This window comes from Stakelama marina, assembly GCF_018122655.1.
Lineage (GTDB): Bacteria > Pseudomonadota > Alphaproteobacteria > Sphingomonadales > Sphingomonadaceae > Sphingomonas > Sphingomonas marina.
Genome location: NZ_JAGRQC010000004.1, coordinates 160,700 through 184,106, shown reverse-complemented (window position 1 = coordinate 184,106; position 23,407 = coordinate 160,700). Strand labels below are relative to the sequence as shown.

Here is a 23,407-nt window from a genome sequence, read left to right as displayed (position 1 = left end):
ACAGCAGAGACGGCGCATATTCTCCCGCAAAACCAACCACCTGCAGCCCGGCCGACGGCGCTGCTTTTATCTCGCCATCCCTCCCTTCCATTGATGCCTAGGTCTCCGCTCCTACGCCCGCTTTCCCTTGGGAACGCATGCCTGCGCGAAGGTGCGAGGACCGCTCTCATTTAGAAGGAGCCGTCGAGACGGGCGCGAAAAGATCATGCGCGGGCTGTTCCGGGCGCGCAAAAGGGTTCGCTACGGGGCCGGGCGCAGCCACCTCGTCCAACTCTTGTCGCGCCGCGCCGGAAGGCTGCAAGACGCCGGGCGGAACATCCCCGGCTTGAAGAGGCGCCGCCGCAAAAATGCCCTCGGACTGCAACAGCGGCGCAATCCGGGCGACATAGCGGCGTGTTTCGAGTGGCAGCGAACGCCGTCCGGCAAGCCAGTCTTCGTAGCGTCCCGGACCCGCATTGTATGCCGCGAGGAAGCCTTGCGCGCCGTAGCGATCGTACATTTCGCGCAAGTAAGACGTGCCGGCCAGAATGTTGTCGCGTGGGTCGAACGGGTCTTGCCCGAGGGAGAACCGGGCGCGCTGCCGCGCCCAGGTTCCGGGCATAAGCTGCATGAGACCCATCGCTCCTGCTCTGGAAACGGCCCGCACCCGGCCCGCGCTTTCGACGCGGATTACCGCGTAGATCCAGTGTTCGGGAATGCCGAATTGCTGCGATGCTTCGCTGACATGCGTCGCAATCTCGACGCGCGGGGAAGGTAGGACAAACTGCTCCGATTGTGCAAAAGCCTGCCCGGGACTCGCCGCCCACATGGTGGCCAGGAGTCCCTGCAGAAGATACAGGCGGAGCACGGAATCAGCCCTTTGCCGGGCGGCGCGCGCCGCGCGACCATATAAGGACATGGTTCTGGTCGTCAGAACTGAACAGATTGGCGCGCAGGGGCCGAGGCAATACCGGATCGTCGATGACGAGCGTGACGAAATCGCCTGCCTTGTCGCCGACATGTTTCCAGCCTGCACCCACCTCGTAGGTTTCCTCGCCTTCGCCTGCCATGATGCGATAGTCAGGGGCGTTCTCGGTGTCGCCGGGGTCGGCGGCCACCAGGGTCAGCGGTGCGTCGATGGTCAGGGTTTGCAGCCGCCCTTCAAAGCCGTCGGGTGTGGCTGCAAAAGTGCCGATACAGGTCATTGTGCGTCTCCATCATTTACGTTGGGAATGGGAAAGTCGGCGGGCGAGGCGAGCAGGACATAGTCCCCGTCGCCCGCTTCGTTGGTCCAGACGGGCCGCGCGCGCCCGATGACATCGGCGCGTGCGACCGGGCCGAAATAACGCCCGTCAAAGCTGCCGGGGGCGCGCCTGTTCATCACGAACAGTTCATCCGCAGCGATAGTCCGGCATCCTTTCCAGACGGGCAGTTCGCGTCCAAGGCTGTCGCGCCGGCGCGCCGATCCCGCAGGTGTCCCATTGATTGTGATGAGCAGGTCGCGCCGGCAGACCCTATCCCCGCCAAGCGCCGCAACCTCCTTGATGAGCGGGACGCCTGCGGGAAGATAACCCCTCGAGGCGAGGTATCGCTGCAGCCTGGATGCAGGTTCGATCGCGACGCGGTCGCCTCTTTCAAGACCAGTCTTTCCGCCGATAGAGTACAGGCCAACCGGCACGCTGGCAGTCGCGTTCCAGACGAAAAGTCGCGAGAGCGGGAATGCGGTGCTGGCCAGTGTCGCTGCCGCGACCATGCCTGCCAGAAAGGCGGTGCGCCGTCTCATGAGTGCAGCTTTCGCCGCCGCAGCCAGTCGCGATGGCGCGCAGGGGAATAAGATCGTGCCTGCATGCCCGCTGCCAGCCTGTTGTGGACATGACGCCAGTGGTCCGGAGCCACATCGCAGGGATCGATGCCGTGCTCCTCCATCGCATCGATCAGCGCAAAGGCCTGGCGGACTTTGGGCCAGCCTTTCACCGTCAACAGCATTTGCGCGCCGGGATCGACCTGCGGCAATGTGGTCAACGGGTCGCCGATGCCGACGGCGCGGGCGATTGCGAACGCCGAGCGGATAGTCCCGTAATCGTTCGAAGCCCACCGAACCAAGGCAAAGACCTGTCCGGGAGCATAGCTTTCGATACGCGTCCGGCGATCAAGAATGCGCTCTTCAACGGGCTTGCCGAACCGAAGCCAGTCTTCCTGCACGCCGCCGCGCCACACCAGTGTGACATGCGTAAGTGGCGGATCACCGGTACCAGCGTCGACCCTCTCCGCGGGCGGAAGCGAAGCGCGCGCTGCGCTTTTGCACAGGCGTGGCTGTGTTAGCAGGAATCTGGAAGATTCCTTGTTAGCATTGTTAAGGGCTTCGCAAGCGCCGCGTTTTCGGCGAGTCGCGCAGGCTTTCGGTTCCTGATAGTCCGGGCGTCGGGTTCCCGATCGTCCGAACGTTATGGTTCCTGATAGTCCGAACATCACACGCCCTTTTCCACAAGGGGCAGACCGATGCGGCGCCGCGCAGCTGTAAAGGGATCGACAGGCGTCGCGACGAACAGGAGACGCTCGCGACCGTACTGGTGCTCAAGTGCGAGACTGTAGCCCGGGAGAGACTGGCGGCGGACGATGGTCCGCACTTCGAAAGCGAAGCGCTTCAATGGCGACAGCGCGCCCGACTTTGCATGCAGGTGCGAAATGTCGAAACTCCACCCGCCCTTCTGCTTCCCGCCATGCTTGCGTACGATGCGATAGAGCCAGCGCTCGAGACCGCCGGTGAGCGCGAAATAGGCCGGGTCGATGGTCAGGACGAGCGCACGGTCGAGCACGCCCTCGTAGAGCCAGTCTGGCACGATCATTTCGATGCCGAGTGCGCGCCCCTTGTCATCGAGCCGTTCGCGCCATTCGTTGATCCAGGAAAATCGTCGGCGCCGCCGCGCCCCGGCCTGCCGGATCGAGGTGGCGATGCTCGTCGACTGCAAGCGGTCGAGCGCCGCCTTCAGGCGCTCGTAGCCAGCTTTTCCGGTTCCGCGCCGGGTGAAGGTCAGGATTTCATGGGGCGTCGCAGCGATCAGGCGCGAGGTGGCTTTGCCGGCATCGCGCGCCTCGACGATCTGGCTGGCTACCCAGATCAGCACATCGGCATCCCAGATCGTGGCCATCCCATGCTCGGCGGTCGCTTCGACCAGAATGGCGACCTCGCCCATACGAAAGTCGATCGGCTTCACGCGCTTCGTCTTGGCGAGGCTGAAGAAAGGCCAGGCCATCAGATCCTGCGCATCGCGCGCGGCGATGTCGCTGCCCGCGCCGACGAACAGGTCGAGCTGTCCGGCCCCGCCGTCCGATGTCTTCAAGGAGCGCATGGTACCGCTTCAGCGCCGGACCGGACCGGTGTAGCCGTCGATCCGCTTGGCAGGATGAACGACGCCCTTGCCCGGATCGCTGGTGGAACGGCGCAAGCCCTGCTCGGCCCAGGCGTCGAGATCTTCGGGCCGGTAAACGATGCGGCTGCCGAGCTTGTGGTAGACCGGCCCTGTTCCATAGCATCGGTGCTTTTCGAGCGTGCGCGGCGAAAGCCCCAGATGCACCGCGGCATCCGGGGTGCGCAGGTAGCGGGGACGGACCGGATCGGGAACGGCGGGCATGGGGTTAGCTCCAGGAGGCTTGGGTGGCTGCGGCTAACTGCCGCTGATTGCGGAGGGTGATGGCGCATGCCCTGGCAATGGGGGGAGCGACACGATGCCGCGTTCGGATTTGTCGCCCCTACCGATCTGAGCTCGGCAGGATCGAGGAGGGGCGGCATCCGCGCAGAACCCGACGCTATCGCGCTGCCCGGCAGGCTTTCGGCTGCAATGCCGAAGGCTCAGAGCAATGAACCGCACCTGCGAGAGAGGCAGTGGCCAAGGGCCTGTGGGAAGCAAGGCAAGCGGGACCTGTCGCGGCCGTAGCTTCCCGCTCGCCCGACCCGCTGCCGGTTCGCAAGTGCATGCGGGGCCCCAAAAACACGTAATGCCGCACCCTCAGGAGCGTATCGCCAGATGCGCGGGACAGAGTGCGTCCCCAGCCCCGCTCCATTTATCCCGATCGCCAGTTGGCCAAGCCGATGTTTGGAGAACCGCCGATTGCTGCTGGATCGAAACTTGAACCTGTAGCTCAGCCCATAAGAGACACGAAAAAAGGGCAGGAACCGCTGCCGGTCCCTGCCCTGCAGAATGCCTCAGAATTCGTCGAGCATTCCGCCATGGACGGTATGAACGACCCGGATCGCAAGGTGCGGGGGCAGCGCGTTGTAGTCGCCTTCGTCGACCGCGCGGTATCCAAGCTCGTCATCCTCGATGACATGCTGGTCGAAGAAGCTGTGCAAGGCCCGTTGTTCGGCTGTCGCCAAAGCCTCGAAATAGTTGCGCGAGGGCAGTTTGCATTTCGTGAAATAGGTCATGATAATCCTCCTGAAATCTGTCGCGAGACGACAGGAGGTTGGCCGATGGGCCCGGGCAGACCGGGTCACAGGATCGCCTGACAGGGCGACCGCGAAGCGGCGCAGGGGGAAACGGTTTTGTCCGGTGCCGGATGCAATCCGGCGGCGGACAAAATGGTGGGGCCCCTGCCGTCCTTGATGCGGGCGGCGCGGGACCATCATGCTGGAAATGCGGTAAGCCAGGCCAATCCAGTCCACCTCAAACGACCGTTTCAGATGATCGCTGCCATAATGGGTCGGGCCCTCCGGGCAGCGCCTGGCTATTCCCCGGAGAAAAGACCGAGCGAAAGGAAGGGTGAACAGCGAAAGAGGCCCTGCCGTTTCCGGCAGAGCCTCCTTTGGCTGGTTCGATGGCGCCGGATCAGTCGATCGGAGGGGCGTCCTGGTTGTCGCCGCCATTGGCCCGCGAGAAGAAATCGACCTTGTCGGCAAGGATCTCCGAGCCATACCGCGTCACACCGTCCTGGTCTTCCCACTGCGTGTAGTGGATGCGGCCCTGGACCGAGACCAGCTGGCCTTTCGAGCAGTACTGACCGACGGTCTTGGCGAGGCCGTTGAAGCAGGTCACACGGTGGAATTCGCTGTCCTTGGCGGTGTAGCCGTTCTCGTCCTTGTAGGTCTTGCCGTCCTTGTCGCGTGCAGGACGATCGGTGACGACAGTGATCCCGGTAACGCTGGTTCCGCCTTTGGTTTCGCGGGTGTCCGGATCGCGGGCGATACGGCCGGTGAGGATTGCGATATTGGTCATGAGATAAGTTCCTTCAGTTCCTCAAACCGGAGACCATCTCCGGCTTGCGAACATTCAGAAGAAGCAGGGCATGGGAGGACTGCACCGCAGGCCTGAAGGGCCGAAGGGAAACCTGTTCATGACGGGTGGTGCGGGCAGGCGGCGAAGCCGCCAACACGGCCGGAAAGGAACGGGTTGCGGCTCCTCAGCTGACCTGGTTCAGGACTGTTCGCGAAGAAAGCCGGATGGGTATCGGGTGCGGGTCTGAAGGTGCCAAGACCCTGCTGCAATCAGCTTACCTCATTGCCTTCCGATGCCGCCAGGAGATCCATGAAGTTGCGGGCTGCTTCCCGGTCTTCCTCGCTCTCGAAGGCCACGTCGAGGTCGGGGGCATACCCGAGCAGGTAGAGCATGGCCCACAGGGCAAAGCGTTTTCCCCGGTCCTGCTCCAGACCGAGATCGACCTGGCATCGCTCGATCCCCGAGGCCAAGGTTTCTGCGCCAACCGCTCCAGGATCGGCAGTGCCAAATTAGCGCATGAGAAGCGTATGGAGGTCCATCGCACTCTTTTCGGATCATCGGTCGGGCCGCGGCGAGGAAGGCCAGCATTCGTGGCCCGGTCAAGCGTCGCTCAATCAGCGGTGGGTTGCTCGCGAAGCCGCCGGGCGCGCTCGACGAAGTGCTCCATCTGGGTGGCGGCATGCAGAGTAAGCGGATGCGGCTTCGCATCGGCACGCGGGGATATGAATTCCGCGATTTCTTCGATTGCTGCAAGCTGATCGGCGCTGGCCTTCGACAGAAGGCCGAGCACCATGTTCTCAAGGGCGATCACCCTGATGCGCAATTGGATGATCTCGGCATCGGAAAGTGGCGGAATATCCCATTTCTCGCAATCGGCAGCGAGCGCTTCCTGCGGCCCGCAGGGCAATGCCCCGCCTTCGTCTTCCCAGCGCGACAGCGCCCCGGCTTTTCCCGTTTCCGACATATGCGGTTCCTTTCATAGCCAACGAGGCGATCGTCTGCTCGCTGCTCACATAGCACAAAGCCCTACCGGGATGCGCCTGGCACGGCGACAGCGAAGCCGGGCAAACGGAACCCCGCGCGGGTTGGTCTTCACGCGGGGTTCCTGAACGACCCCTTGGGGGCACCTGCGACCCGCAGGGCTTCGGGGGGAGGCGGGGCCGTCCTTTCCTGATCTTGCGTTGTTCGTTGCGATTTCTTGCCGAGGATATCTCCTGAATTGCCGAGTCACCGGGGAACGCGTCCGATCACATACCTTCCATGTCGTGATCGGCCATCGAGGACATGTCATGGCCCGCATGGGGATCGGCGGGTTGGGTCGCTTCGCTCGCGGGTTGCGTGCGCGCTGCTGGCGCTGCGGGTGTGGCAGTTGCGCGTGATGCGGGAGAGGCAGCGTGCCGTGAGGCGGGCGTGGCGGCCCCATTTGTCGAAAGAGCGTCCTCCCGAGCGGTCGCTGCCTCATCTTCGGAGGAAGAGGCTGCCGGATCGGCAAGACCCGACTCGGGAGCCGTGGCAGCCACCACTGCAGCTTGGCCCATAGGCGAAACCTCGGTAATCGGTGTGCTCTCCTGCGCCTCGTCGCAAGCAGCAAGAGCGGACATCAAGGGCGCGATCGCGAGAAACCCGATCGCTGCATTCAATCTGGAAGTACGCATGCTCTTCAACTCCTTCAGAGCCAGGAAATACCGAGGTGGTTCGGCCCATGCGCGAGCTCGCCGCCAAGGAAGCCCTGGATGAGAACGAGCGCCGCCATGGAGAATATCGACGCGCGCAACCATGCGCGGCTCTGGCTCGGCCTGCTCGCGAGATAGGCCATCGCAATACCGAGAACGGCGATCAGCATACCGTTCCATCGATGCACCTGCATGACGGTGTCGCCGCCGAACCACAGGCCGGTGTGAATCCATCCGAACAGGACTGCGACCACCGCGCCGATGGCCCCGCCGTAGACAAGTACGCGCACCGCACTTTCCAGGCCCGCTCCTTTCCGGCGCATAACGAACAATTCGGTGGCCGCAGCCATGAGAAACAAGGCGATCGGGAAATGGATCGTTGCCGGATGCAGCTTCTTCAGTACGGCCATGACGCCGGTTTCATCCTCCGCCGCATGGCCACCGGCTTCGTCATGGCCTCCACTTGCTTCGTCGTGCCCGGCTGAGGGCTCGCCGGCCGCTCCGCCGTCGCCCATCTGCGCCATGGCCGCCTGGTCGGCCGCATCGCCATTGGTGACAGCAGGTGCGGCGCTCGTCTCTTCGCCGTGCTTTTCGTCGCCATGAGCCTGAACGGGTCCGACGAAGAGCAGGCTTGCGGCGAGCAGCGCCAGAAATAAGGGGCTTTCATGTCTCGTATGTCTCCCGACCCAGCAGTTAAAGTGCGACCTGTGCTCCTGATACGCACGGCAGCCGGGTGCCCCTCACATTAATTTGATTGTAGCAACGCGTCAGAAATGCGCCCGCGGGACCACGTCCGATGCCGGCACGATTGCGCTCTTTGCGCGCTTTCGTCTCTTGGCACTGCACAGCGTGCAGAACGGCATCATGATTTCAGTCGCGAGAGCGGGCCCCTGGGTTGAAGCGAACTACCCAATCCGTCGAGCAGATGAACTAATTTGCACCCACGCGGCTGCAGAGATCAACGACATATTCCTTACCGGGGACAAAGCAGCGAGGCTGTCGGCGCTGCAACCGATTGCCGTAATCCCAGAAACCAAACAGATTTAGGACGCCGCCCTTCTTTTCTATGACCTCGCGCGTGCTCAAATCGATACTCTCGATTCTCCCGACCTCGCGCCCTTCGAGGTCTATGACAAGCTTGCCAGAGTCCGCTTGCTCGATCTGTTTTCTTGTGGTCGAAGTACCCGAACCCAGTGAACGCCGCGCATCGTCACGCAGTATACCGACCGCATTGCTCGGGCGACCAATCTGGACCATGTGCCGTGCCTGCGACATTCGACGGAACCGTTCAGCTCCGCCCGGATACCCTGCATCTTTCAGAATGGCAGCCAAACGATGGGCGCCATCGAGCATCTCCATGGACTTGCGCCTCTTCCCGCCGGTGGCCAGTGCAGCTGCTGAGCTGCGCTCGAGCTTTGACAAAGCGCCACCGAGCTCAACAGGATCCTCTGTTGGTTCCGATGCCGATGAAGGCGCAATCCCGCTGCCACCACGCTCTTGCGCAAGACCGGCGGCAGAACCTAGCATCACTAATACTGCTGCGCTGACCGTTTGCATAAGTTTCATTTGTCCCACTCCTTGCGCGCGTCATCTATTGTCCCGCATGCTTTCGTGTCCTTGCCCATGCTTCCAGCCAATCGCGACCAGCCACCAGTTCATCGGATAGGTAAACGCAAAACCGACCATCAGGCCGAGGGCGCCGAACGTCCAGAACGCGTAGGTATCGGGCAACGGCTCTGCGCCGACAGTTGCAGGCGTCACAAAACGCATGACCAGGCCCATTCCAACCATAACGGTGATCATCGAGAAAAACTCGGCTCGACCACCTTTCCAGAGCGCCATCAGCCAACCGTTGTCATGCATCCGCATTGCCCAGACCTGAAAAACGAACCAGCCAAATAGGTAGCCCACGAGGTATTCGAACCAGAACTCCGACCAGAAGCTGAAATTGTTGAGCCTCGCATAGACCATCGCAGTCATGATCCCGAGACCATCGCCGCCAACACAATGAGTCGCGGACGCGACGACCTTGCGCCATCTCGGCCGAGAAAATTCGGTAAGACGCTCCATCTTCGGCTCCTGACCGTGAACTCGGCCAATGCCGGGTGGCCTTGATGTCGCAAGGTACATTGCCAGGCCCACCACAGAAAAGAAAATCACGATGATCGGCCATACGACCTTTAAAGGTGCATTTAGCCCACGATTTGCTCCGATTACGTCGAATACGATAAATACGGCGCTGAAAGCAGCCAAAACAAACCAGGAGATAGCGAATGTCGGTGTAGCCAGAAACACCAGATGGTTTGCCAACCAGTCGATCATAGCCATGCAACGGCGCCTTCTTTGTGGATACGACCTTGCTGATTCTTACTTATCGTACTCATGCCGTTCGATCCCCCAAAAAAGCCTTCAGAACCAGAACCTTATGCCGACGACATAATTGGTGACGCTCGGATCCTCTCCGGCGGCCCGCGCAAAATCCGCGCTTCTGCCGAGACGCCATCCCTGCGATATGCCGACATATGGTGCAAATTCACGGGCAAACTCGTAGCGCAGGCGAATTCCGGTTTCGAACCGGTCGATTCCGGCACCTATTCCCAGTTCGGGCACGTCCTGTGCCGATAGATTGATCTCGGCACGCGGCTGCAGGATCAGGCGCTGCGTAATCTTTTGGTCGAGTTCGCCTTCGAGCCGCGCGGTCAAGTCGCCGGTGTTCGAAACAAACGCCGCTCCGGTCACCTCGAATTTGTAGGGAGCAAGCCCCTGGAAGCCGACCACCGCATAGGTCCGCTCCGGTCCTGTAAGGTCCTGCCGGATACCTGCCTGAAAATCGAAGAAGGGTGCGATGGCATGGCTCCACAGCCCTTGAACTTCGGCTTTCTCCACTTTGTTGCCGAAGACACCTTCGCCCTCCGAGCGGAACCAGAACTTGTCGATATCGCCGCCGTAATAGCCCTGGATTTCCCAAAAATACCCATCCGCGCCTTTGCGGGCCTGATACTCGAACCGGTCGCCCTGGAACCAGAAACGAGTCCCTCCGTTGGTCTCGCGGATGAGTTCTTGGCGGGCTTCGGCCATGGCTTGCTCACCCCAGATAGAGACCGCCGCACGGGCGGGGCCGCTCCCGGCTTCGGGCGGAGGCGGAAGGAGCGGGATATCGGCATTCGAGCCCATCTGCATCGCCGAATGGTCCATCCCCTGCATGACCTGTGAGCCCGTCTGCCCATGGTTCATCTGGCTGTGATCCATCTGCCCATTGTCCATCGACGAGGTGTCGGTTTCAGACTGCCCCATATCGCCGTGGTTCATCTGCGAATGATCGATCGCGCCTTCGGCAGGCCTGCCCTGCGGCATTGAGCCGTGATCCATGGCCATGTGACCCATCTTGGAGTGGTCCATGGCGGCTTCAGGCTGAGCAGCCGGTTCGCATGCTCCATCTGTTACCGGATGCCCCATAGCGCGATGGCGCGCGACTTCTTCCTCGCACTTTGTCTTGGCGTCAGCACTCTGCTGCGGTTCCGCCAGCGAATGACCGGCATGCTGCGCCGCCGCGGGGGAGGCGAGAACTGTGCTGACTGCGACCGATGCGAGCAGGCTTGCAACAGCGGTTTTCATGCGCCTTCTCCGACCGGATTGGCAACCGAGACGATCTGAAACATCCCCGCGACCATATGATAGAGAATGTGGCAGTGGAAGGCCCAGTCGCCCGGCTCGTCTGCCGTCAGGTCGAATTCCACACTACCGCCGGGCTGCACGTTAACCGTGTGCTTGAGCGGTTGGCGATCCGCAGGTGCGCCATTGACCAGTTCAAAGAAATGCCCGTGCAAATGGATCGGGTGGGTCATCATCGTGTCGTTGATCAGCTTCACCCGTACGCGCTCGTTATAGGCGAAGCGGATCGGCTCGTCGGAGACGGCTGAGAACTTCTTGCCGTCGAAGGACCACATGTAGCGCTCCATATTGCTGGTTAGATGGATTTCCATCCGCCGCGAGGGAGTCCGTCGGTCAACATTGGGGGTGAGTGAGCGCAGTTTGCGATAATCGAGTGTTCGGTGCGGGACATCGGAAAGGCCAACGCCTGGGTCTCCGGTGCGGTCGACAGGGTTCGCTGACACCATTGCAAGCCCCGGACCCACCTCGACATCCGCTGGCAATCTGGACGTATCGCGCATTCCCGGCCGGGCCGCTCCTTGGCCGCTCGAATTTCCGGGCATGCTTTCTGAGCCGCCCCCCATACCAGCCATACCGGCCATGCCGCCCATGCCCATATCTGCCATGGTCAGCAACGGTGGGTCGCGTAGCGGTGGAATCGCTGCGCGCGCGCCGGGTGCGCTCGCAAGCGTAGCGATACCCATGCCCGAGCGGTCCATCGACTCCGCCACCAGCGTGTAAGCGGCGTCATTGTCCGGGGTCACAATCACATCGTAAGTTTCTGCAATGCCTATCTGGAATTCATCCACTTCGACCGGCTCGACATTTTGCCCATCGGCCTGAACCACGGTCATAGGGAGGCCGGGTATACGGATGTTGAAATAGGTGGCGGCGCCAGAGTTTATGAAACGCAATCGAACGCGTTCGCCGGGCTGGAAGTTGAATTCAAGATTGTCCGCCGGTCCGTGGCCATTGATGAGATAAGTGAACGTGGATCCCGTAATGTCTAATATATCAACGGGCGACATTCGCATCCTTGCCCAATTCCTTCTCTGCGCTCCACTAAGCGGGTAGTCATCCGTCCATGTTGGTTGCTCGTAGTTGAAATAATCAGCACTCTTTTTCAATTTTTCGTAGAGCACATTTGGATCTGTCTCGCTGAATTCGCTCAGCACCACGATATATTCACGGTCTGCCTGCACCGGATCGGGGACCGCAGGATCGACTACGATCGGACCGTAATGACCCGCCTGTTCCTGCAGTCCGCTATGCGAGTGCCACCAGTAGGTGCCCGACTGCCGCACCGGGAATTCGGCGGTGAAGGTCTCGCCCGGCTTGATGCCGGGAAAGCTTACGCCCGGGACGCCATCGAGCTGGAAGGGGACCAGGAGCCCGTGCCAATGGATCGAGGTATCTTCCTCCAGCTGGTTGTGAACGTTGAGGCGGACGGTGGTTCCCTCACGCAGGCGGAGGAGCGGTCCCGGGATGCTCCCATTGACGGCAATCGCGCCGCCTCGCTTGTTGCCAGTGGAGAAAGCCGAGCGGGCAACTGTCAGGTCTATGTTGGAGCCGCTCACCTCATCAAAGCCCTTGCGTGCAACCCCGGACAGCAGGTCACCACCGCGAGCCCAAGCCGGAACGACACCGGCCAGGCCCAGCAGACCCATTCCGGTAGCTCCTGCCCCAAGAAGTTTGCGTCGATTAACGGTGATCATACTTGTGCTCCTGAAAAACGTATACTATCTACTACGCGCCCTCCCGTCCAACCCCTCAAAGTTTTTCGAAGCGCTCCTTCAGTCTGTTGCGCGCGCGGTATACGCGCGTTTCGATCGCCTTTTCGGTCGTTCCGAGAAGATCGGCCGCCTCGGCCTGGCTACGCCCCTCAATGGTCACGAGCACGAGGGCTTCGCGCAGCCTTACGGGCATTCGCGCGATCTCGGCCTGAACGAGATTGAGCTCTTCCCTGGAAACGGCCGACGTTTCAGGACCCGGCAAATCGTCGGCGATGGAATGGAGTTCGTCATCGCCCGACAGTCCGAAAAAGCCCGCGACCTTGCGCCTGCGCAAACGGTCCCGGCAGCGGTTGAGGACGACGGTTGTCAGATAGGGTCCGATCGGCTTGTCCGGATCGAGCCGATGGCGCGTCAGCCACACCGAAGCGAGGCTGTCCTGAACAACGTCCTCCGCCTGAGAAGGAGAGGAAAGCATGCGTGTCGCGAGCGCGAGAAGCCGACCCGTTTCATGCTCGACGAGCTTGCTGAAAGCCCGCTTGCTTCCGGCCCTTGCCTGCGAGACAAGGGCCTCGTCCGGATTGTCGCCCGCCCCCGACATGGCGCTTCAGTCGCGCGGGTCGCGGGTCAGGGCGTCGGAGACCTTGCGGTCGAACTGGCGTTGCTGATCGGGTTCGAGAATTTCGCGCATGTCGAAGACATGGCGCACCGTTGCTTTCTGCAGATCGCCCATGCGTGCATGCACCTCGTCGATCGCGGCCGAGACCTCGGGGCCGTATTCATGCTCGTTTTCCATCGCCTGGGCGAGCCGGGCATTGGCTACGCGCGCCGATCCTTCGAGCCGTGCCCTTTCGACAGCGAAACGGGCCTCGAGCGCATCGAGACGCTGCTCCTGGTCGGCCGTCAGGGTGAGCTCGTCGTGCACGAAATCGTGGAGGCCGGAGCCGGCCTCGTGACTGGCCCAGCGATCCGCGGCAATCGCGCCGAGGCATCCTGCAAGTGCTGCGAGAAGCACCGCGAGAACGATATGCGTCGTCTTCAAACCCTATTGCTCCACATGGAGGAGCGCCGATGGGGACAGCTGTTCGCCGAGGATAAGACCCTCGCCAAATGACGCGGAAGACGTGCCATAGCCGCCGGGCCAACCGCTCGTTCCGGCGCCAGCTCCAAGCCCGACGACGAACAGACCGACGAAAAGGGCCGTCCGGCGGCGTCGGTCGGCGATTTCGCCAAGCTGTCCGGCGCGCTGCCAAACGCCATCCATGAAGTCGGCTGGGACCTCGTTGGCGGCGGTGGCGGAAAGCGTTCCGAGCACCGCATCAAGAGAGTGATTGTCACGCATCCGAAAAACTCCTGTGGGTCGCACGTGTCCTATACGCGCTCGCCTGCACAATCCCTTAAACTTCTTTTTTTGAGGGAATGTCCACCGCCATACGTAACCGAGACGGGTCTGTCAGAATCGGGTCGAACCCGGGATGAATGGGAACCAGCTCGTGAACAATATCACCGCACCTGAAGATCACGGCGAATTTACGCCTCTTCTTGGCAAGAGCTTTCTGACGCCCCTTTACGACCGGGCGATCGGTCTGTTCACCCGCGAACATCTCTGGCGACAAAGGATTGTCGAAGAACTGCACCTTGTCCCCGGCGACCGGGTGATCGATGTTGGCAGCGGAACCGGCACTCTTCTCAAGGCTTTGATGACGGATTGTCCGGAAGCGGGTCTGATCGGTGTCGAACCCGACCAGGAGGCGCTTGCGCTTGCGCGGCGCAAGTTTGGCGCGGGAGCCGATCTCGTGAAATGGCACAATGGCTTTCTCGAAAGCCTCGAGCTGCCCGCAGGGTGGCGGCCGAACAAGATCGTCAGCAGCCTCGTCCTTCACCAGGTTCCCTTGCGCAAGAAGCAGGCAATCCTGGAAACCATCGAAAGCTTGCTCGTGCCAGGCGGAACCGTCTTGATCGCCGATTATATGAAGCAGGATAGCCCACTCATGCGGAGCCTCTTCCGGGCGACCGTCCAGTCGCTTGACGGCGTAAGCGACACGCAGCCCAGCGCCGACGGCGAGGTCGAAAAACTGTTCGCCGAAATCTTCACCGAGCCATGCCTGCTCCACCGGTTCCCGACGGTGACCGGGACGATCTCGCTATGGCGCGGATACAAGAAAGGAATTGCACAATGATCTGGAAAAAGCCTGCCCTGTTCCGGCGATCGGTTAGCGGCGCGGCCTTGCTCGTGCTGGCAGCCTGTTCGAACGTGGCTCAGGCAGCGACCTATACGATGTTCAGGGACCCCGGATGTGGATGCTGTCTCAACTGGGCAGGCCATCTTGAAGATGGGATGAACGCGAAGGTGGCATCGGTCGATAGCAACGACATGGCGGCGATCAAGACAGCGCGCGGCGTACCGGAAGAATTGTGGTCGTGCCACACGATGGAGGTCGATGGATACATCATCGAAGGTCACGTGCCCGCCGAAGCCGTCGCCCGACTTTTGCGCGAGCGGCCCGACGGCGTTGCCGGTCTAGCGGTTCCGGGAATGCCTCTGGGATCGCCCGGCATGGAGGCCGGAAACCGGATCCAGCCCTATGAGGTCATCGCCTTTGGTCCGACCGGACAGAGCGTCTTCGCATCTTATCGGTGATTGTAAGGAACTGACGCCAGTGGCCGCGCGAGAAATAAGGGCGATGTCTCGTTGAAGAACAATCGCGCGGGAACAACACAGAAGCCCGGGACACCGGGACGGGCGCTAAGATGCCTGTCGATCATCCCGCTGGGTCCGGGGCCGGCTGCCCCGACGGTCCCGGACCCTTCCGTTTGCATAATTTTAGGACGCACGAAGTGGGAGAAATGCGATGGTAAAAGGATCAATCAAGAACTCGATATTCGCATGGGGCTGGACGCTCAGCGTGTTCCTGCTTGTCAGCTACCTCCTATGCATTGCTTTCGGGGCGCTTGCACCCGAGCGGTTTCACATGCACCAAGCCTGGGCTCCGTTGCTGCCATGGTTCGAATGGCTGACCCTGTCGGGATTTCTCGCAGGAGCGGTGGGCAGTTTTCTCTACGGCTGGTACATCGCACTCATCGCGGTCCCGCTGCACCGGTTTTTCCAGGCCCGGTTTTCCTGATTTGACGCGCTGAATATTAGGCGCACTTAGCGTGGACGGCCGTGCCTTGACGCGCCGCCATCGGCATCGCTGCAGGAAGAAAGAGCGCGCCGCCGGAAATCGATAGCTCAACGCGATTCCGGGGCCAGCCCAAGGATGGCTCATGCCCCGCCAGAAAATTTTTTGAGGGGTGAGCCGCTTCGCAACGTACTGCTTGTCGTGATGTTTCTCGGACGGGAGGACATCGACAGGGGAAAGACTTGCAGACAGATGGCAACGATCAACATGGGAAGAGTGCTGGATCGATAACGCTGCTTGGCGGTGTCGCAATGGGAACCGGCGTCATGATCGGCGCTGGTATTTTCGCACTGACCGGCCAGATTGCCGAACTGGCTGGACCGCTATTTCCGCTTTCTTTCATAGTCGGCGCCCTGGTCACATCCCTAGCCGCCTACAGCTACATCAAGATGTCGAACCGCTGGCCCTCCTCTGGCGGCATCGCGATGATTCTTCAGAAGGCCTACGGACCGGGTGTTGTTGCAGCATCGGCATCGCTCCTGATGGCGCTGTCGATGGTCATCAACGAAAGCCTGGTCGCTCGGACCTTCGCGACCTATGCCTTGCGGCCCTTTGGGCTCGAGAGCAGCGGCATTCTGGTTTCCGTCGCGGCACTGGCGCTCATCGTCTTCGCCTATTTCGTGAATGCGGCCGGCAACAAATCGGTCAGCGGATTTTCGCTCATTATGTCGGCGATCAAGATCGGCGGCATCGCCCTGTTCGCGATTGCGGCGATCTGGGCCAGCGGATTTTCGGACGGTGCCTTCTCAGAGCCGGTCGCGCTTTCGGGCCTCGACGCGCTGCTCGCGTCGGTCGCCTTCTCGATCCTTGCTTTCAAAGGTTTCACCACCATCACCAACAGTGGCGGTGAAATCATCAATCCGCACCGGAATGTCGGTCGAACCATAATCATCTCGATCGCAATATGCGTGGTCGTCTACCTGCTTGTCGCGGCGGCGGTCGGTGCCAGCCTCAGCACGTCAGAAATAGCTGAGGCGCGCGATTATTCGCTTGCGGCGGCTGCGCGTCCCGCGCTCGGAGAGCTTGGCTTCTATTTCACAGTGGCAATCGCCATCGCCGCCACGACCTCGGGTGTCATCGCCAGCGTTTTCGCCGTTTCGCGTATGCTGACCATGCTGACCGAGATGAAGATGATCCCGCATAGCCATTTTGGCATGAGCGGACCGATCCGCAGTCACATGTTGGTCTATACCGTTGTTGTCGCAGGCACGCTCGCGGTCCTGTTCGATCTTTCGCGGATCGCCTCGCTCGGAGCGTTCTTCTATCTCGTAATGGACATGCTTGTACATTGGGGCGTGCTGCGCGGTTTGCGGGAAGAGATAGGCGCGCGCGCCTGGATCCTTTGGTCGGCCCTGGTGGCAGACGGCGTAGTCCTGACAGCTTTTGCCCTCGCCAAGCTCGAAACCGACCCTGCGGTCGTCGCCTATGCGGTCGCAGGCATCGCCGCAGTGTTCGGAGCCGAATGGTTCTATCTCCGTCGGAATCCCGCGCTGCGTGAAATGCCCGCCACACACGATGGAGATCATCGATGATCGCCGTACTAGGTCGTAAACTCATAAAATCTGGCGGCGGATTTGGCGCGTGATATGAGGGGGTATGCACATCACGTGGAAGCGGGCGGTACTGGCGCTGGGCGTTGCGATTGTCGCGCTCTTGGCATTCCTTTGGTTTTCACCGTGGGTAGCTCAAGATGCCTGCCTGATAGCGGTGGCGCGTGGAGAGACGGCCAATGCGAACACTAAGACGTAATTTCCCAAGCTGGCTTGAGGTTTTTCGGCTCACGTGATTCAGGCTTTCCATTGCAATGGAGGCTTGATGGCACGGCGGCGTTACGAACTCACGGATGGGGAATGGGCGATCATCGAGCCGCTGCTGCCCAACAAGCCTCGTGGCGTTCCCCGAGTTGATGACCGACGGGTTTTGAACGGCATCCTTTGGCGTTTCCGCACCGGCTCGCCATGGGCGGAGATACCCGAACGCTATGGACCTTCCACGACCTGCTATAACCGGTTCGTCCGTTGGCGCAAAGCCGGGGTGTGGGACCGGCTGCTCGCCGCGGTCTCCGCCGCTTTTGCGGGTGAGATCGTGATGATCGATTCCAGTTGCGTCCGCGTCCACCAGCACGGTGCGACGGGTAAAAAAGGGGAACTGGAGATCGCGGCATGGGACGTTCCCGAGGCGGTCTCACGAGCAAAATCCATGCCCTCGTTGACGCTGACGGTCGTCCCGTCGCCCTGCGCCTGACCGGAGGCCAGGTTCACGACAGCCAAGAAGCCGAAGCCCTGCTCGAGGCTGTACCCGAAGGCGCGACACTGCTCGGCGACAAAGGCTACGACAGCAACGCCATCCGGGAGGCTGCCGCCCGCAAGAATGTCTGGGCCAACATCCCGGCACGATCCAACCGCAAGCAGCGCTTCGCCTTCTCGGGCTGGATCTATCGCCAGCGCAATCTCGTCGAACGCTTCTTCAATCGCATCAAACACTTCCGAGGCATCGCCACCCGCTACGACAAGTGTCCCGAAAACTACCTCGCCGCCGTGAAGCTCATATGCGCTCGCATCTGGTGCGCTGGATAATGAGTCTACGCCCTAATTCTCGCCATTGCACTTTTTCTGGCCTCGGTCGGTGCGCATCTGTCGATTCTCGGTGTGGGGCATCGCATGCTCGACACACGCCGCAATTTCTCGGCCAAGCTTGGCGTCGCGCTTCTTGTCCTGGCATCGCACCTGCTTGTCGCGACACTCTTCGCTGCCGGTTTCTGGCTTGGTGCGGAGTTGGACCTCGGCGGGTTCGACAAGACGCCGGCGATGTGTGCGATGGACTACTTCTATTTCTCGCTGATCAACGTGACCACGCTGGGACTCGGCGACATCTACCCGACCGAGCACCTGCGCGTCATTGCCGGCGTCGAAGCCTTGACCGGCTTCGCGCTCATCAGCTGCTCGGCACAACTGTTCTGGACCATGATGAAGGAAGGAGAAAACGCATGACTGAAAGTACATCCCACTCGGACAAGGGAGGGGGCGGCAACTACTGGCGGTTCATGGCCATGGTATCGACCTCGACCGTGATCATGTTCTTCCTGATGTATGCCAACAGCTTCGACATGGACGACGTGTTCTGGAGCGAAACGCGCTTCTGGATGATGTTCGTCATGGGCGCGATGATGATGGTCGTCATGCTGCTCTTCATGTGGGGCATGTACAAGGACCGGACCAAGAACTTCATCATCCTGGGCGTCGGAGCGATTGTCTTCGCGCTCGCGCTATGGCTCGTACGCAGCCAGACCACGGTCGACGACACCGAATACATGGCCGCAATGATTCCGCACCACTCGATCGCGATCATGACCAGCGAGAGGGCGAGCCTGAAGGATCCGCGTGTCCGCGAACTCGCGCAGGCCATCATCGTCGCCCAGCGGCGTGAGATCGCCGAGATGAAATATCTCATCCAGGACATCGAGGAGAACGGTCTGCGCACCGAAGAACGCCTGCCCGAGGAGATGCAGCAATGAACAAGATCGCGATTTTGACGCTTGCAGCCCTTCCGCTGGCGGCCTGCAACACCAATACCGCGGTCGGCAATGATCGCGAAGCACAGCTCGATCCTCCGGCAACGGCGGCGCCGATAGAGAGCGCTGCGAGCGCACTTGCCAATCTCAGCCCCGGACTGATGCTGCCCGAGACGATGAGCGACGCGGACCTCACCGCGCTGGGAGCCGAGAACACGTGCCAGTTTCGCCTGACCGAGGTCGCGTTTCCGTCGTTCGTCTACGACAACAGCGGTCGCGGCGCGATCAAGATCAATGGCAAACTGATCCCTGTCACGGCAAGCGCCTCGGGTGAGTATGCGAATGGTGAGCTTCGTATCCGTACGCGTCTCCTCGATGACGAAGGAGATGCGGGCCTGCAGATGCAGGAACTCATCGTAGCCGGACCCCGGATGAAGGACGAGTTCGGGTTCTGGGGTTACACGACCTGCGGCAACAGCGAGGCGTGAAGACGAGCGAGCGGGCACCGGCCTCCGGTGCCCGCTCCTTGATCACGATCGGCCCGGCACGCGCGGCCGAATTCACAATGAGGTACGAAAGTGGAAGCTGAGCCTGTGACCGATGCAGCCCCTCTTGCGGTCTTCGGTGCCGGAGGAAAGACCGGCACGGAAATACTGCGCCATGCGGTTCACAAGGGCATCGAAGTTCGAGCGTTCGAGCACACCTTGCCCGAACCATCGGACCGGGTCGATAATGTCGAGTACTTCCAGTGCGATGTACTCAACGACGACTTCAGCAGCGAGCTCGAAGGTTGCCGTGCGGTCATTTCCGCACTCGGTATAGGGTTTAGTCCATCCACGGCGATCGATCCGCCTCCGCTTTATACGGAGGGAACCCGCAAGCTGGTGGAAGCGATGTCGACGACCGGCATTTCCCGGATCGTCGTGATATCGGCGGCGTTTGTAGAGCCGCAGCCCAGCGTTCCTGCATGGTTCGAGCTCACGGCAAGACCAGCCTTGCACAATATTCTCGAACAGATGCGCGCCATGGAAGATCTTCTGGAGCGCGCGAAAGGCCTGAATTGGACGTCTGCGCGACCGGGCTGGCTCCTCGACGAACCCTATACGGGTGAAGCCGTCATTACCGACGAGCGTCTTGCCGAGGGTTGCTTTCGTTGCAGGCACGCCGACCTCGCGGCAGCCATGCTCGAATTCGTCTGTGAGAACACCTGGGTCAACGCCAAGCCCGCTATCGCCCGGCCAGAAGCAGACCGCTTCGAGAATGTCTCGGCACTCAAAGCCGAACTCGGGATCGACTAGATCGACGCGGTCTCACGGAAACACTCCAACAACGAGGCAAAACATGCTGCTCGAGAAGATAAAGACCCCCGGCCTCTCCCACCTTTCCTATCTGATTGGTTCGCAGGGCAAGGCAGCGGTCATCGATCCGCGCCGGGACTGCGAGATTTATGTCGAGCGTGCCCGCGCCGAAGGGTTGCAGATCACGCATATCTTCGAAACGCACAGGAATGAGGATCTCATCACGGGATCGCCGGTATTGGCCAAAATGACCGGTGCCCGCGTTCTGCACGGTCCAAACCCTGCGGACGAGATTGTTTTCGCCGACACCGCGCGAGAGGGCGACGTTTTCGAGATCGGGAAGTTGCGGATTTCGGTGCTCGAAACTCCCGGTCACACCGACGATCATCTCGCCTTCGTCCTCCATGACGACGATTTTCCCGAAGGACCGATCGGCGTGTTCACCGGCGATGCGCTCTTCGTGGGCGACGTCGGACGCACAGATTTCTATCCCGAGCGCGCGCGGGAGGTCGCGGGCCTCCTGTACGATTCATTGCAAAAGATTTGCGGTCTGGGTGACCAGACGATCATCTACCCCGCGCATGGAGCAGGCTCGGTCTGCGGTTCGGGAATGGCGGACCGCGAATTCTCGACCATAGGCCACGAACGTCGCAATAATCCGCGGCTGCAGATCGCCGATCGCGAGGAATTCATCGAGGCGAAGCTCGCCGAGCATCATTACCAACCGCCTTATTTCAGGCTGATGGAACGCCTGAATGTCGAGGGAACATCTCCTGCGCCACGGATCCTGCGACCAAAACGTCTCATGCTCTCGGACATTCGCGAAATCGACGCCGATCATGTCGTCGACGTGCGGGATCCGCTTGCATACGCAAGCGGGCATCTGCCTGGTTCGATATGCCTTCCGGTCGGCATGATCTCGGCGTTTGCGGGCTGGTTCATCAGGGAGGGTGAAACAATCGCCCTCGTCGGATCGGCGGAAGACCAGCTGGCTTCGGCCATGACGCACCTTGTGAGGATCGGGCTCGATTCGATCGTCGGCGGCTATGTCGGTATCGTGCCGGCTGCAGCGCAAGGAATGAAGATGGCGAGCCTTCCGATGATCGGGACGAGCGAGGTTCAGGATCGTCTCGAGCGCAAGCGCGACGACTGGACCTTGCTCGATGTGCGTGACCTCGATGAGCGGCGCAGCGGCGCGATCGAGGGATCGGACCACATCTACGTGGGCGAGCTCAATTCCCGCTTCGCCGAGCTCGATCGCGAACGCGCCTATACCGTCATGTGCGCCAGTGGCATGCGTGCCAGTGTGGCTGCGGGCTGGCTGCAAAGCAAAGGATTCGAAAAGCTCGACGTATATCTGGGCTCGATGGGTGCCTGGCAGCACGCGTCGTGATGACCCAGCGCACCGGACTGGAGGTCCTTGTCTTGCGCTCCTCAAAGCTTTACGCCCTTTTTATGCGAGTCTTGCGCTCCCTTGGACTGTTACTGATCGCTTGCGGGCTGTTCGTCCAGTCGGCAGCGCATGCATCTGCCCTGCCTCAGGGGCTCGATGCAGGCAAACCGGCCTGCGCCGAGATGGAGATGATGGCGGGCGCAGCATCCATGGACGATCATGACGGCGTGCCTTGCAAGAACCTTCGGCTGGATTGTCTCGTGGCATTCGGCTGCATCCCGCCCCTCGTTCCAGGGGGTGATGCGACCCTGGTCGGAGAAAGACCGGCGCAGGCTGCTCAATTCAGCGGTTTGATCTTCAATTCGCTCGCAGCCACAGGACTGGGGCCAGAGCCGCCACCTCCGCAATTTCCGGCATGACCCGCGTGCAGGCTTAAGCCTGCGCGCTCCTGCCTCTGGATGAACGGCCTGCGCTTGACGCGAGCCGGTGATCCGGAACGCGTGCCTGACGCGCTCCTTTTGCGGATGAATGATCATGAAACGAATAGCCTGGACCGCGCTTCCGGTCCTGCTGGCCCTCGCGCCGGCGAGTAATGCCCAGTCGGTGGGCTATGAAGAAGCTTTGCGAGCAGCAACGAGTGACCAGCCCCAGGTTCGCACAAGTGAACTGCGACTGGACGCCCGGCGCGAGATCGCCGACGCTGCCGATGAACTGCCAGACCCGCGCCTTCGCGCGGGCATCCAGAACCTGCCGGTAAGCGGGCCGGCTGCGTTCGAGCTGGGTCGCCAGCTCCCAACGCAGATCCAAGTCGGCATCGAACAGGAGATCCCCAATCTCGCGAAACGTCGGGCCCGGTTCGGAATGGCGGACGCCGACATCGACCTTGCCGCAGCACAATTGCGTCAAACCCGTTACAGGGTACGCGTCGGAGCAGGAATGGCATGGATTTCGTTGGCTTATGCCCAGCGGTCTCTGACCGTCGCCGACGATGCACTCGCTGAAATCGAGAGGCTCGTACCACTCGCCCGCAGTTCTGTCGCCGCCGGTTCGGCCAGACCCGCCGAAAGTCTGGAAGTACGCCGTGCCGTGCTCGAAGTCGCAGACATGCGGACCAGGATCGAAGCCGACCGAGAGGCCGCTCAGGCCATGCTGTCGCGCTATACGGCTCTGCCGAACGCTACCGCGACCGGAACCATCCCTTCGACCGATCTCGATCCCGAAGGTTTGCGGGCCATGCTCCAAAGCAATCCGGAGCTTGTCGTGGCGCTTGCGCAGGTCCGCCAAGCGGAAGCGAGAAGCGATCTTGCGCGATCGGAAAGGCGTCCGGATTTCGGCGTCAATGTGAGCTATGGACGGCGCGATCCCGATTTTGGCGATGCAATCTCGGTGATGGGTTCGATCACGCTCCCGATTTTCGCCGACCGGCGCCAGAATCCGCGTATAGCCGCCGCCGAAGCCGAGGCGGCTGCGGCGCAATCGGCCAGGGCCGACCGGCTGCGTGAACTCAAAGCCCAGTTCGAGACCGATCTCGCCGCCTGGCGCAGCGCTTATCGACAATGGCAGCGCGCGACGGACGAATTGCTTCCCCTTGCCGAAAGCCGCGTGGACCTCGAGCGCGCGAGCTTTGCCGCGGGCCGGGCCGAACTGGTCGATGTCATCGACGCCATCAAAACGCTTGCCGTGCTGCGGGTGGACATTCTGCAACGCGAGGAGGCGACCGTCGAAGCCGCCGCGAACCTGCGACTGACCTATGGGGAGTATGGCCGATGAGAGCCGC

At 61.2% G+C, this 23,407-nt stretch carries 29 protein-coding genes and 1 pseudogene; 12 read left to right on the top strand and 18 right to left on the bottom strand.

Annotated elements, in window-relative coordinates:
• Positions 1–166: 166 nt before the first annotated feature.
• The 18 genes and pseudogenes from J7S20_RS13515 to J7S20_RS13430 form a co-directional block, all read right to left on the bottom strand.
• Positions 167–847, bottom strand: a complete 681-nt coding sequence (locus tag J7S20_RS13515) for a lytic transglycosylase domain-containing protein (RefSeq protein WP_430980950.1) — start codon at positions 845–847, stop codon at positions 167–169.
• A gap of 4 nt (positions 848–851) precedes the next feature.
• Positions 852–1,184 carry a DUF736 domain-containing protein gene (locus J7S20_RS13510; protein ID WP_284054764.1) on the bottom strand — a complete coding sequence of 111 codons (333 nt, stop codon included), beginning with the start codon at positions 1,182–1,184 and terminating at the stop codon, positions 852–854.
• Positions 1,181–1,732: a S26 family signal peptidase gene (locus J7S20_RS13505; RefSeq protein WP_430980949.1), complete on the bottom strand. Its 552-nt coding sequence runs from the start codon at positions 1,730–1,732 to the stop codon at positions 1,181–1,183. Before J7S20_RS13505 ends, J7S20_RS13510 begins: the two co-directional genes overlap by 4 nt.
• Before the next feature lie 26 nt (positions 1,733–1,758).
• Positions 1,759–2,286, bottom strand: a complete 528-nt coding sequence (locus J7S20_RS13500; protein ID WP_430980955.1) for a DUF2840 domain-containing protein — start codon at positions 2,284–2,286, stop codon at positions 1,759–1,761.
• 161 nt (positions 2,287–2,447) lie between these two features.
• The gene (locus tag J7S20_RS13495) at positions 2,448–3,329 is read right to left on the bottom strand and encodes a replication initiator protein A (protein WP_430980948.1); all 882 of its coding nucleotides are present in this window, start codon (positions 3,327–3,329) and stop codon (positions 2,448–2,450) included.
• A 9-nt stretch (positions 3,330–3,338) separates the two neighbouring features.
• Positions 3,339–3,611 carry a helix-turn-helix transcriptional regulator gene (locus J7S20_RS13490; protein ID WP_284054761.1) on the bottom strand — a complete coding sequence of 91 codons (273 nt, stop codon included), beginning with the start codon at positions 3,609–3,611 and terminating at the stop codon, positions 3,339–3,341.
• Positions 3,612–4,183: 572 nt separating this feature from the next.
• On the bottom strand, positions 4,184–4,405 hold the full coding sequence (locus J7S20_RS13485) for a hypothetical protein (RefSeq protein WP_054523320.1): 222 nt from the start codon (positions 4,403–4,405) through the stop codon (positions 4,184–4,186).
• Positions 4,406–4,805: 400 nt separating this feature from the next.
• Positions 4,806–5,192, bottom strand: a complete 387-nt coding sequence (locus tag J7S20_RS13480; RefSeq protein ID WP_284054760.1) for a single-stranded DNA-binding protein — start codon at positions 5,190–5,192, stop codon at positions 4,806–4,808.
• 269 nt (positions 5,193–5,461) lie between these two features.
• Positions 5,462–5,731 (bottom strand): annotated as a pseudogene (locus J7S20_RS13475) (hypothetical protein).
• Between the two features lie 71 nt (positions 5,732–5,802).
• A complete protein-coding gene (locus J7S20_RS13470; RefSeq protein WP_010240464.1) occupies positions 5,803–6,156 on the bottom strand; it encodes a hypothetical protein in 354 nt (117 codons plus the stop codon).
• A 705-nt stretch (positions 6,157–6,861) separates the two neighbouring features.
• The gene (locus J7S20_RS13465; protein ID WP_284055088.1) at positions 6,862–7,515 is read right to left on the bottom strand and encodes a DUF2231 domain-containing protein; all 654 of its coding nucleotides are present in this window, start codon (positions 7,513–7,515) and stop codon (positions 6,862–6,864) included.
• A 280-nt stretch (positions 7,516–7,795) separates the two neighbouring features.
• Positions 7,796–8,431: a hypothetical protein gene (locus tag J7S20_RS13460; RefSeq protein ID WP_284054759.1), complete on the bottom strand. Its 636-nt coding sequence runs from the start codon at positions 8,429–8,431 to the stop codon at positions 7,796–7,798.
• A 21-nt stretch (positions 8,432–8,452) separates the two neighbouring features.
• Positions 8,453–9,193: a DUF4396 domain-containing protein gene (locus tag J7S20_RS13455; protein WP_284054758.1), complete on the bottom strand. Its 741-nt coding sequence runs from the start codon at positions 9,191–9,193 to the stop codon at positions 8,453–8,455.
• Positions 9,194–9,274: 81 nt separating this feature from the next.
• Positions 9,275–10,480 carry a copper resistance protein B gene (locus J7S20_RS13450; protein WP_284054757.1) on the bottom strand — a complete coding sequence of 402 codons (1,206 nt, stop codon included), beginning with the start codon at positions 10,478–10,480 and terminating at the stop codon, positions 9,275–9,277.
• Complete coding sequence (locus J7S20_RS13445; RefSeq protein ID WP_284054756.1) at positions 10,477–12,231, bottom strand: copper resistance system multicopper oxidase; 1,755 nt, start codon at positions 12,229–12,231, stop codon at positions 10,477–10,479. Before J7S20_RS13445 ends, J7S20_RS13450 begins: the two co-directional genes overlap by 4 nt.
• 55 nt (positions 12,232–12,286) lie before the next feature.
• Entirely contained in the window at positions 12,287–12,847 is a 561-nt protein-coding gene (locus J7S20_RS13440) for an RNA polymerase sigma factor (protein WP_067674531.1), read from the bottom strand.
• A gap of 6 nt (positions 12,848–12,853) precedes the next feature.
• Complete coding sequence (locus J7S20_RS13435) at positions 12,854–13,288, bottom strand: Spy/CpxP family protein refolding chaperone (protein ID WP_284054755.1); 435 nt, start codon at positions 13,286–13,288, stop codon at positions 12,854–12,856.
• A 3-nt stretch (positions 13,289–13,291) separates the two neighbouring features.
• Positions 13,292–13,588: a hypothetical protein gene (locus tag J7S20_RS13430; RefSeq protein ID WP_284054754.1), complete on the bottom strand. Its 297-nt coding sequence runs from the start codon at positions 13,586–13,588 to the stop codon at positions 13,292–13,294.
• Positions 13,589–13,721: 133 nt separating this feature from the next.
• On the opposite strand from J7S20_RS13430, the gene J7S20_RS13425 reads away from it, so the two are divergent.
• The 12 genes from J7S20_RS13425 (at position 13,722) to J7S20_RS13370 (ending at position 23,400) form a co-directional block, all read left to right on the top strand.
• Complete coding sequence (locus J7S20_RS13425) at positions 13,722–14,426, top strand: class I SAM-dependent methyltransferase (protein WP_241554610.1); 705 nt, start codon at positions 13,722–13,724, stop codon at positions 14,424–14,426.
• Positions 14,423–14,887: a DUF411 domain-containing protein gene (locus tag J7S20_RS13420; RefSeq protein WP_029140646.1), complete on the top strand. Its 465-nt coding sequence runs from the start codon at positions 14,423–14,425 to the stop codon at positions 14,885–14,887. The genes J7S20_RS13425 and J7S20_RS13420 overlap by 4 nt, the downstream gene beginning before the upstream one ends.
• 211 nt (positions 14,888–15,098) lie before the next feature.
• Entirely contained in the window at positions 15,099–15,371 is a 273-nt protein-coding gene (locus J7S20_RS13415; RefSeq protein ID WP_284054753.1) for a hypothetical protein, read from the top strand.
• A gap of 284 nt (positions 15,372–15,655) precedes the next feature.
• Positions 15,656–16,960, top strand: a complete 1,305-nt coding sequence (locus J7S20_RS13410) for an APC family permease (protein WP_284055087.1) — start codon at positions 15,656–15,658, stop codon at positions 16,958–16,960.
• A 283-nt stretch (positions 16,961–17,243) separates the two neighbouring features.
• Positions 17,244–18,004 (top strand): IS5 family transposase gene (locus tag J7S20_RS13405; RefSeq protein ID WP_284054752.1). Its coding sequence is split into 2 segments (ribosomal slippage): positions 17,244–17,580 and positions 17,580–18,004, totalling 762 coding nucleotides; the frame shifts between segments, so codons are not numbered across the junction.
• Positions 18,005–18,088: 84 nt separating this feature from the next.
• Positions 18,089–18,418: a potassium channel family protein gene (locus tag J7S20_RS13400; protein WP_284054751.1), complete on the top strand. Its 330-nt coding sequence runs from the start codon at positions 18,089–18,091 to the stop codon at positions 18,416–18,418.
• Positions 18,415–18,942 (top strand): DUF305 domain-containing protein, encoded by a 528-nt coding sequence (locus tag J7S20_RS13395; RefSeq protein ID WP_284054750.1) that lies wholly within the window; start codon positions 18,415–18,417, stop codon positions 18,940–18,942. The genes J7S20_RS13400 and J7S20_RS13395 overlap by 4 nt, the downstream gene beginning before the upstream one ends.
• The gene (locus J7S20_RS13390; protein WP_284054749.1) at positions 18,939–19,427 is read left to right on the top strand and encodes a DUF6692 family protein; all 489 of its coding nucleotides are present in this window, start codon (positions 18,939–18,941) and stop codon (positions 19,425–19,427) included. Before J7S20_RS13395 ends, J7S20_RS13390 begins: the two co-directional genes overlap by 4 nt.
• 105 nt (positions 19,428–19,532) lie before the next feature.
• Complete coding sequence (locus tag J7S20_RS13385) at positions 19,533–20,237, top strand: NAD(P)-dependent oxidoreductase (RefSeq protein ID WP_284054748.1); 705 nt, start codon at positions 19,533–19,535, stop codon at positions 20,235–20,237.
• Positions 20,238–20,280: 43 nt separating this feature from the next.
• A complete protein-coding gene (locus J7S20_RS13380) occupies positions 20,281–21,630 on the top strand; it encodes an MBL fold metallo-hydrolase (protein ID WP_284054747.1) in 1,350 nt (449 codons plus the stop codon).
• A complete protein-coding gene (locus tag J7S20_RS13375; RefSeq protein WP_284054746.1) occupies positions 21,630–22,049 on the top strand; it encodes a hypothetical protein in 420 nt (139 codons plus the stop codon). Before J7S20_RS13380 ends, J7S20_RS13375 begins: the two co-directional genes overlap by 1 nt.
• Before the next feature lie 109 nt (positions 22,050–22,158).
• Positions 22,159–23,400 carry a TolC family protein gene (locus J7S20_RS13370; RefSeq protein WP_284054745.1) on the top strand — a complete coding sequence of 414 codons (1,242 nt, stop codon included), beginning with the start codon at positions 22,159–22,161 and terminating at the stop codon, positions 23,398–23,400.
• The last annotated feature ends 7 nt before the right edge of the window (positions 23,401–23,407 follow it).

Excerpts from the sequence above, each read along its gene's own strand:
- J7S20_RS13510 (WP_284054764.1), bottom strand. The coding sequence starts at position 1,184 with ATGACCTGTATCGGCACTTTTGCAGCCACACCCGACGGCTTTGAAGGG.
- J7S20_RS13505 (WP_430980949.1), bottom strand. The coding sequence starts at position 1,732 with ATGGTCGCGGCAGCGACACTGGCCAGCACCGCATTCCCGCTCTCGCGA.
- J7S20_RS13495 (WP_430980948.1), bottom strand. The coding sequence starts at position 3,329 with ATGCGCTCCTTGAAGACATCGGACGGCGGGGCCGGACAGCTCGACCTG.
- J7S20_RS13490 (WP_284054761.1), bottom strand. The coding sequence starts at position 3,611 with ATGCCCGCCGTTCCCGATCCGGTCCGTCCCCGCTACCTGCGCACCCCG.
- J7S20_RS13485 (WP_054523320.1), bottom strand. The coding sequence starts at position 4,405 with ATGACCTATTTCACGAAATGCAAACTGCCCTCGCGCAACTATTTCGAG.
- J7S20_RS13480 (WP_284054760.1), bottom strand. The coding sequence starts at position 5,192 with ATGACCAATATCGCAATCCTCACCGGCCGTATCGCCCGCGATCCGGAC.
- J7S20_RS13470 (WP_010240464.1), bottom strand. The coding sequence starts at position 6,156 with ATGTCGGAAACGGGAAAAGCCGGGGCGCTGTCGCGCTGGGAAGACGAA.
- J7S20_RS13460 (WP_284054759.1), bottom strand. The coding sequence starts at position 8,431 with ATGAAACTTATGCAAACGGTCAGCGCAGCAGTATTAGTGATGCTAGGT.
- J7S20_RS13455 (WP_284054758.1), bottom strand. The coding sequence starts at position 9,193 with ATGGCTATGATCGACTGGTTGGCAAACCATCTGGTGTTTCTGGCTACA.
- J7S20_RS13450 (WP_284054757.1), bottom strand. The coding sequence starts at position 10,480 with ATGAAAACCGCTGTTGCAAGCCTGCTCGCATCGGTCGCAGTCAGCACA.
- J7S20_RS13445 (WP_284054756.1), bottom strand. The coding sequence starts at position 12,231 with ATGATCACCGTTAATCGACGCAAACTTCTTGGGGCAGGAGCTACCGGA.
- J7S20_RS13440 (WP_067674531.1), bottom strand. The coding sequence starts at position 12,847 with ATGTCGGGGGCGGGCGACAATCCGGACGAGGCCCTTGTCTCGCAGGCA.
- J7S20_RS13430 (WP_284054754.1), bottom strand. The coding sequence starts at position 13,588 with ATGCGTGACAATCACTCTCTTGATGCGGTGCTCGGAACGCTTTCCGCC.
- J7S20_RS13425 (WP_241554610.1), top strand. The coding sequence starts at position 13,722 with ATGAATGGGAACCAGCTCGTGAACAATATCACCGCACCTGAAGATCAC.
- J7S20_RS13420 (WP_029140646.1), top strand. The coding sequence starts at position 14,423 with ATGATCTGGAAAAAGCCTGCCCTGTTCCGGCGATCGGTTAGCGGCGCG.
- J7S20_RS13415 (WP_284054753.1), top strand. The coding sequence starts at position 15,099 with ATGGTAAAAGGATCAATCAAGAACTCGATATTCGCATGGGGCTGGACG.
- J7S20_RS13400 (WP_284054751.1), top strand. The coding sequence starts at position 18,089 with ATGCTCGACACACGCCGCAATTTCTCGGCCAAGCTTGGCGTCGCGCTT.
- J7S20_RS13395 (WP_284054750.1), top strand. The coding sequence starts at position 18,415 with ATGACTGAAAGTACATCCCACTCGGACAAGGGAGGGGGCGGCAACTAC.
- J7S20_RS13390 (WP_284054749.1), top strand. The coding sequence starts at position 18,939 with ATGAACAAGATCGCGATTTTGACGCTTGCAGCCCTTCCGCTGGCGGCC.
- J7S20_RS13380 (WP_284054747.1), top strand. The coding sequence starts at position 20,281 with ATGCTGCTCGAGAAGATAAAGACCCCCGGCCTCTCCCACCTTTCCTAT.
- J7S20_RS13375 (WP_284054746.1), top strand. The coding sequence starts at position 21,630 with ATGACCCAGCGCACCGGACTGGAGGTCCTTGTCTTGCGCTCCTCAAAG.
- J7S20_RS13370 (WP_284054745.1), top strand. The coding sequence starts at position 22,159 with ATGATCATGAAACGAATAGCCTGGACCGCGCTTCCGGTCCTGCTGGCC.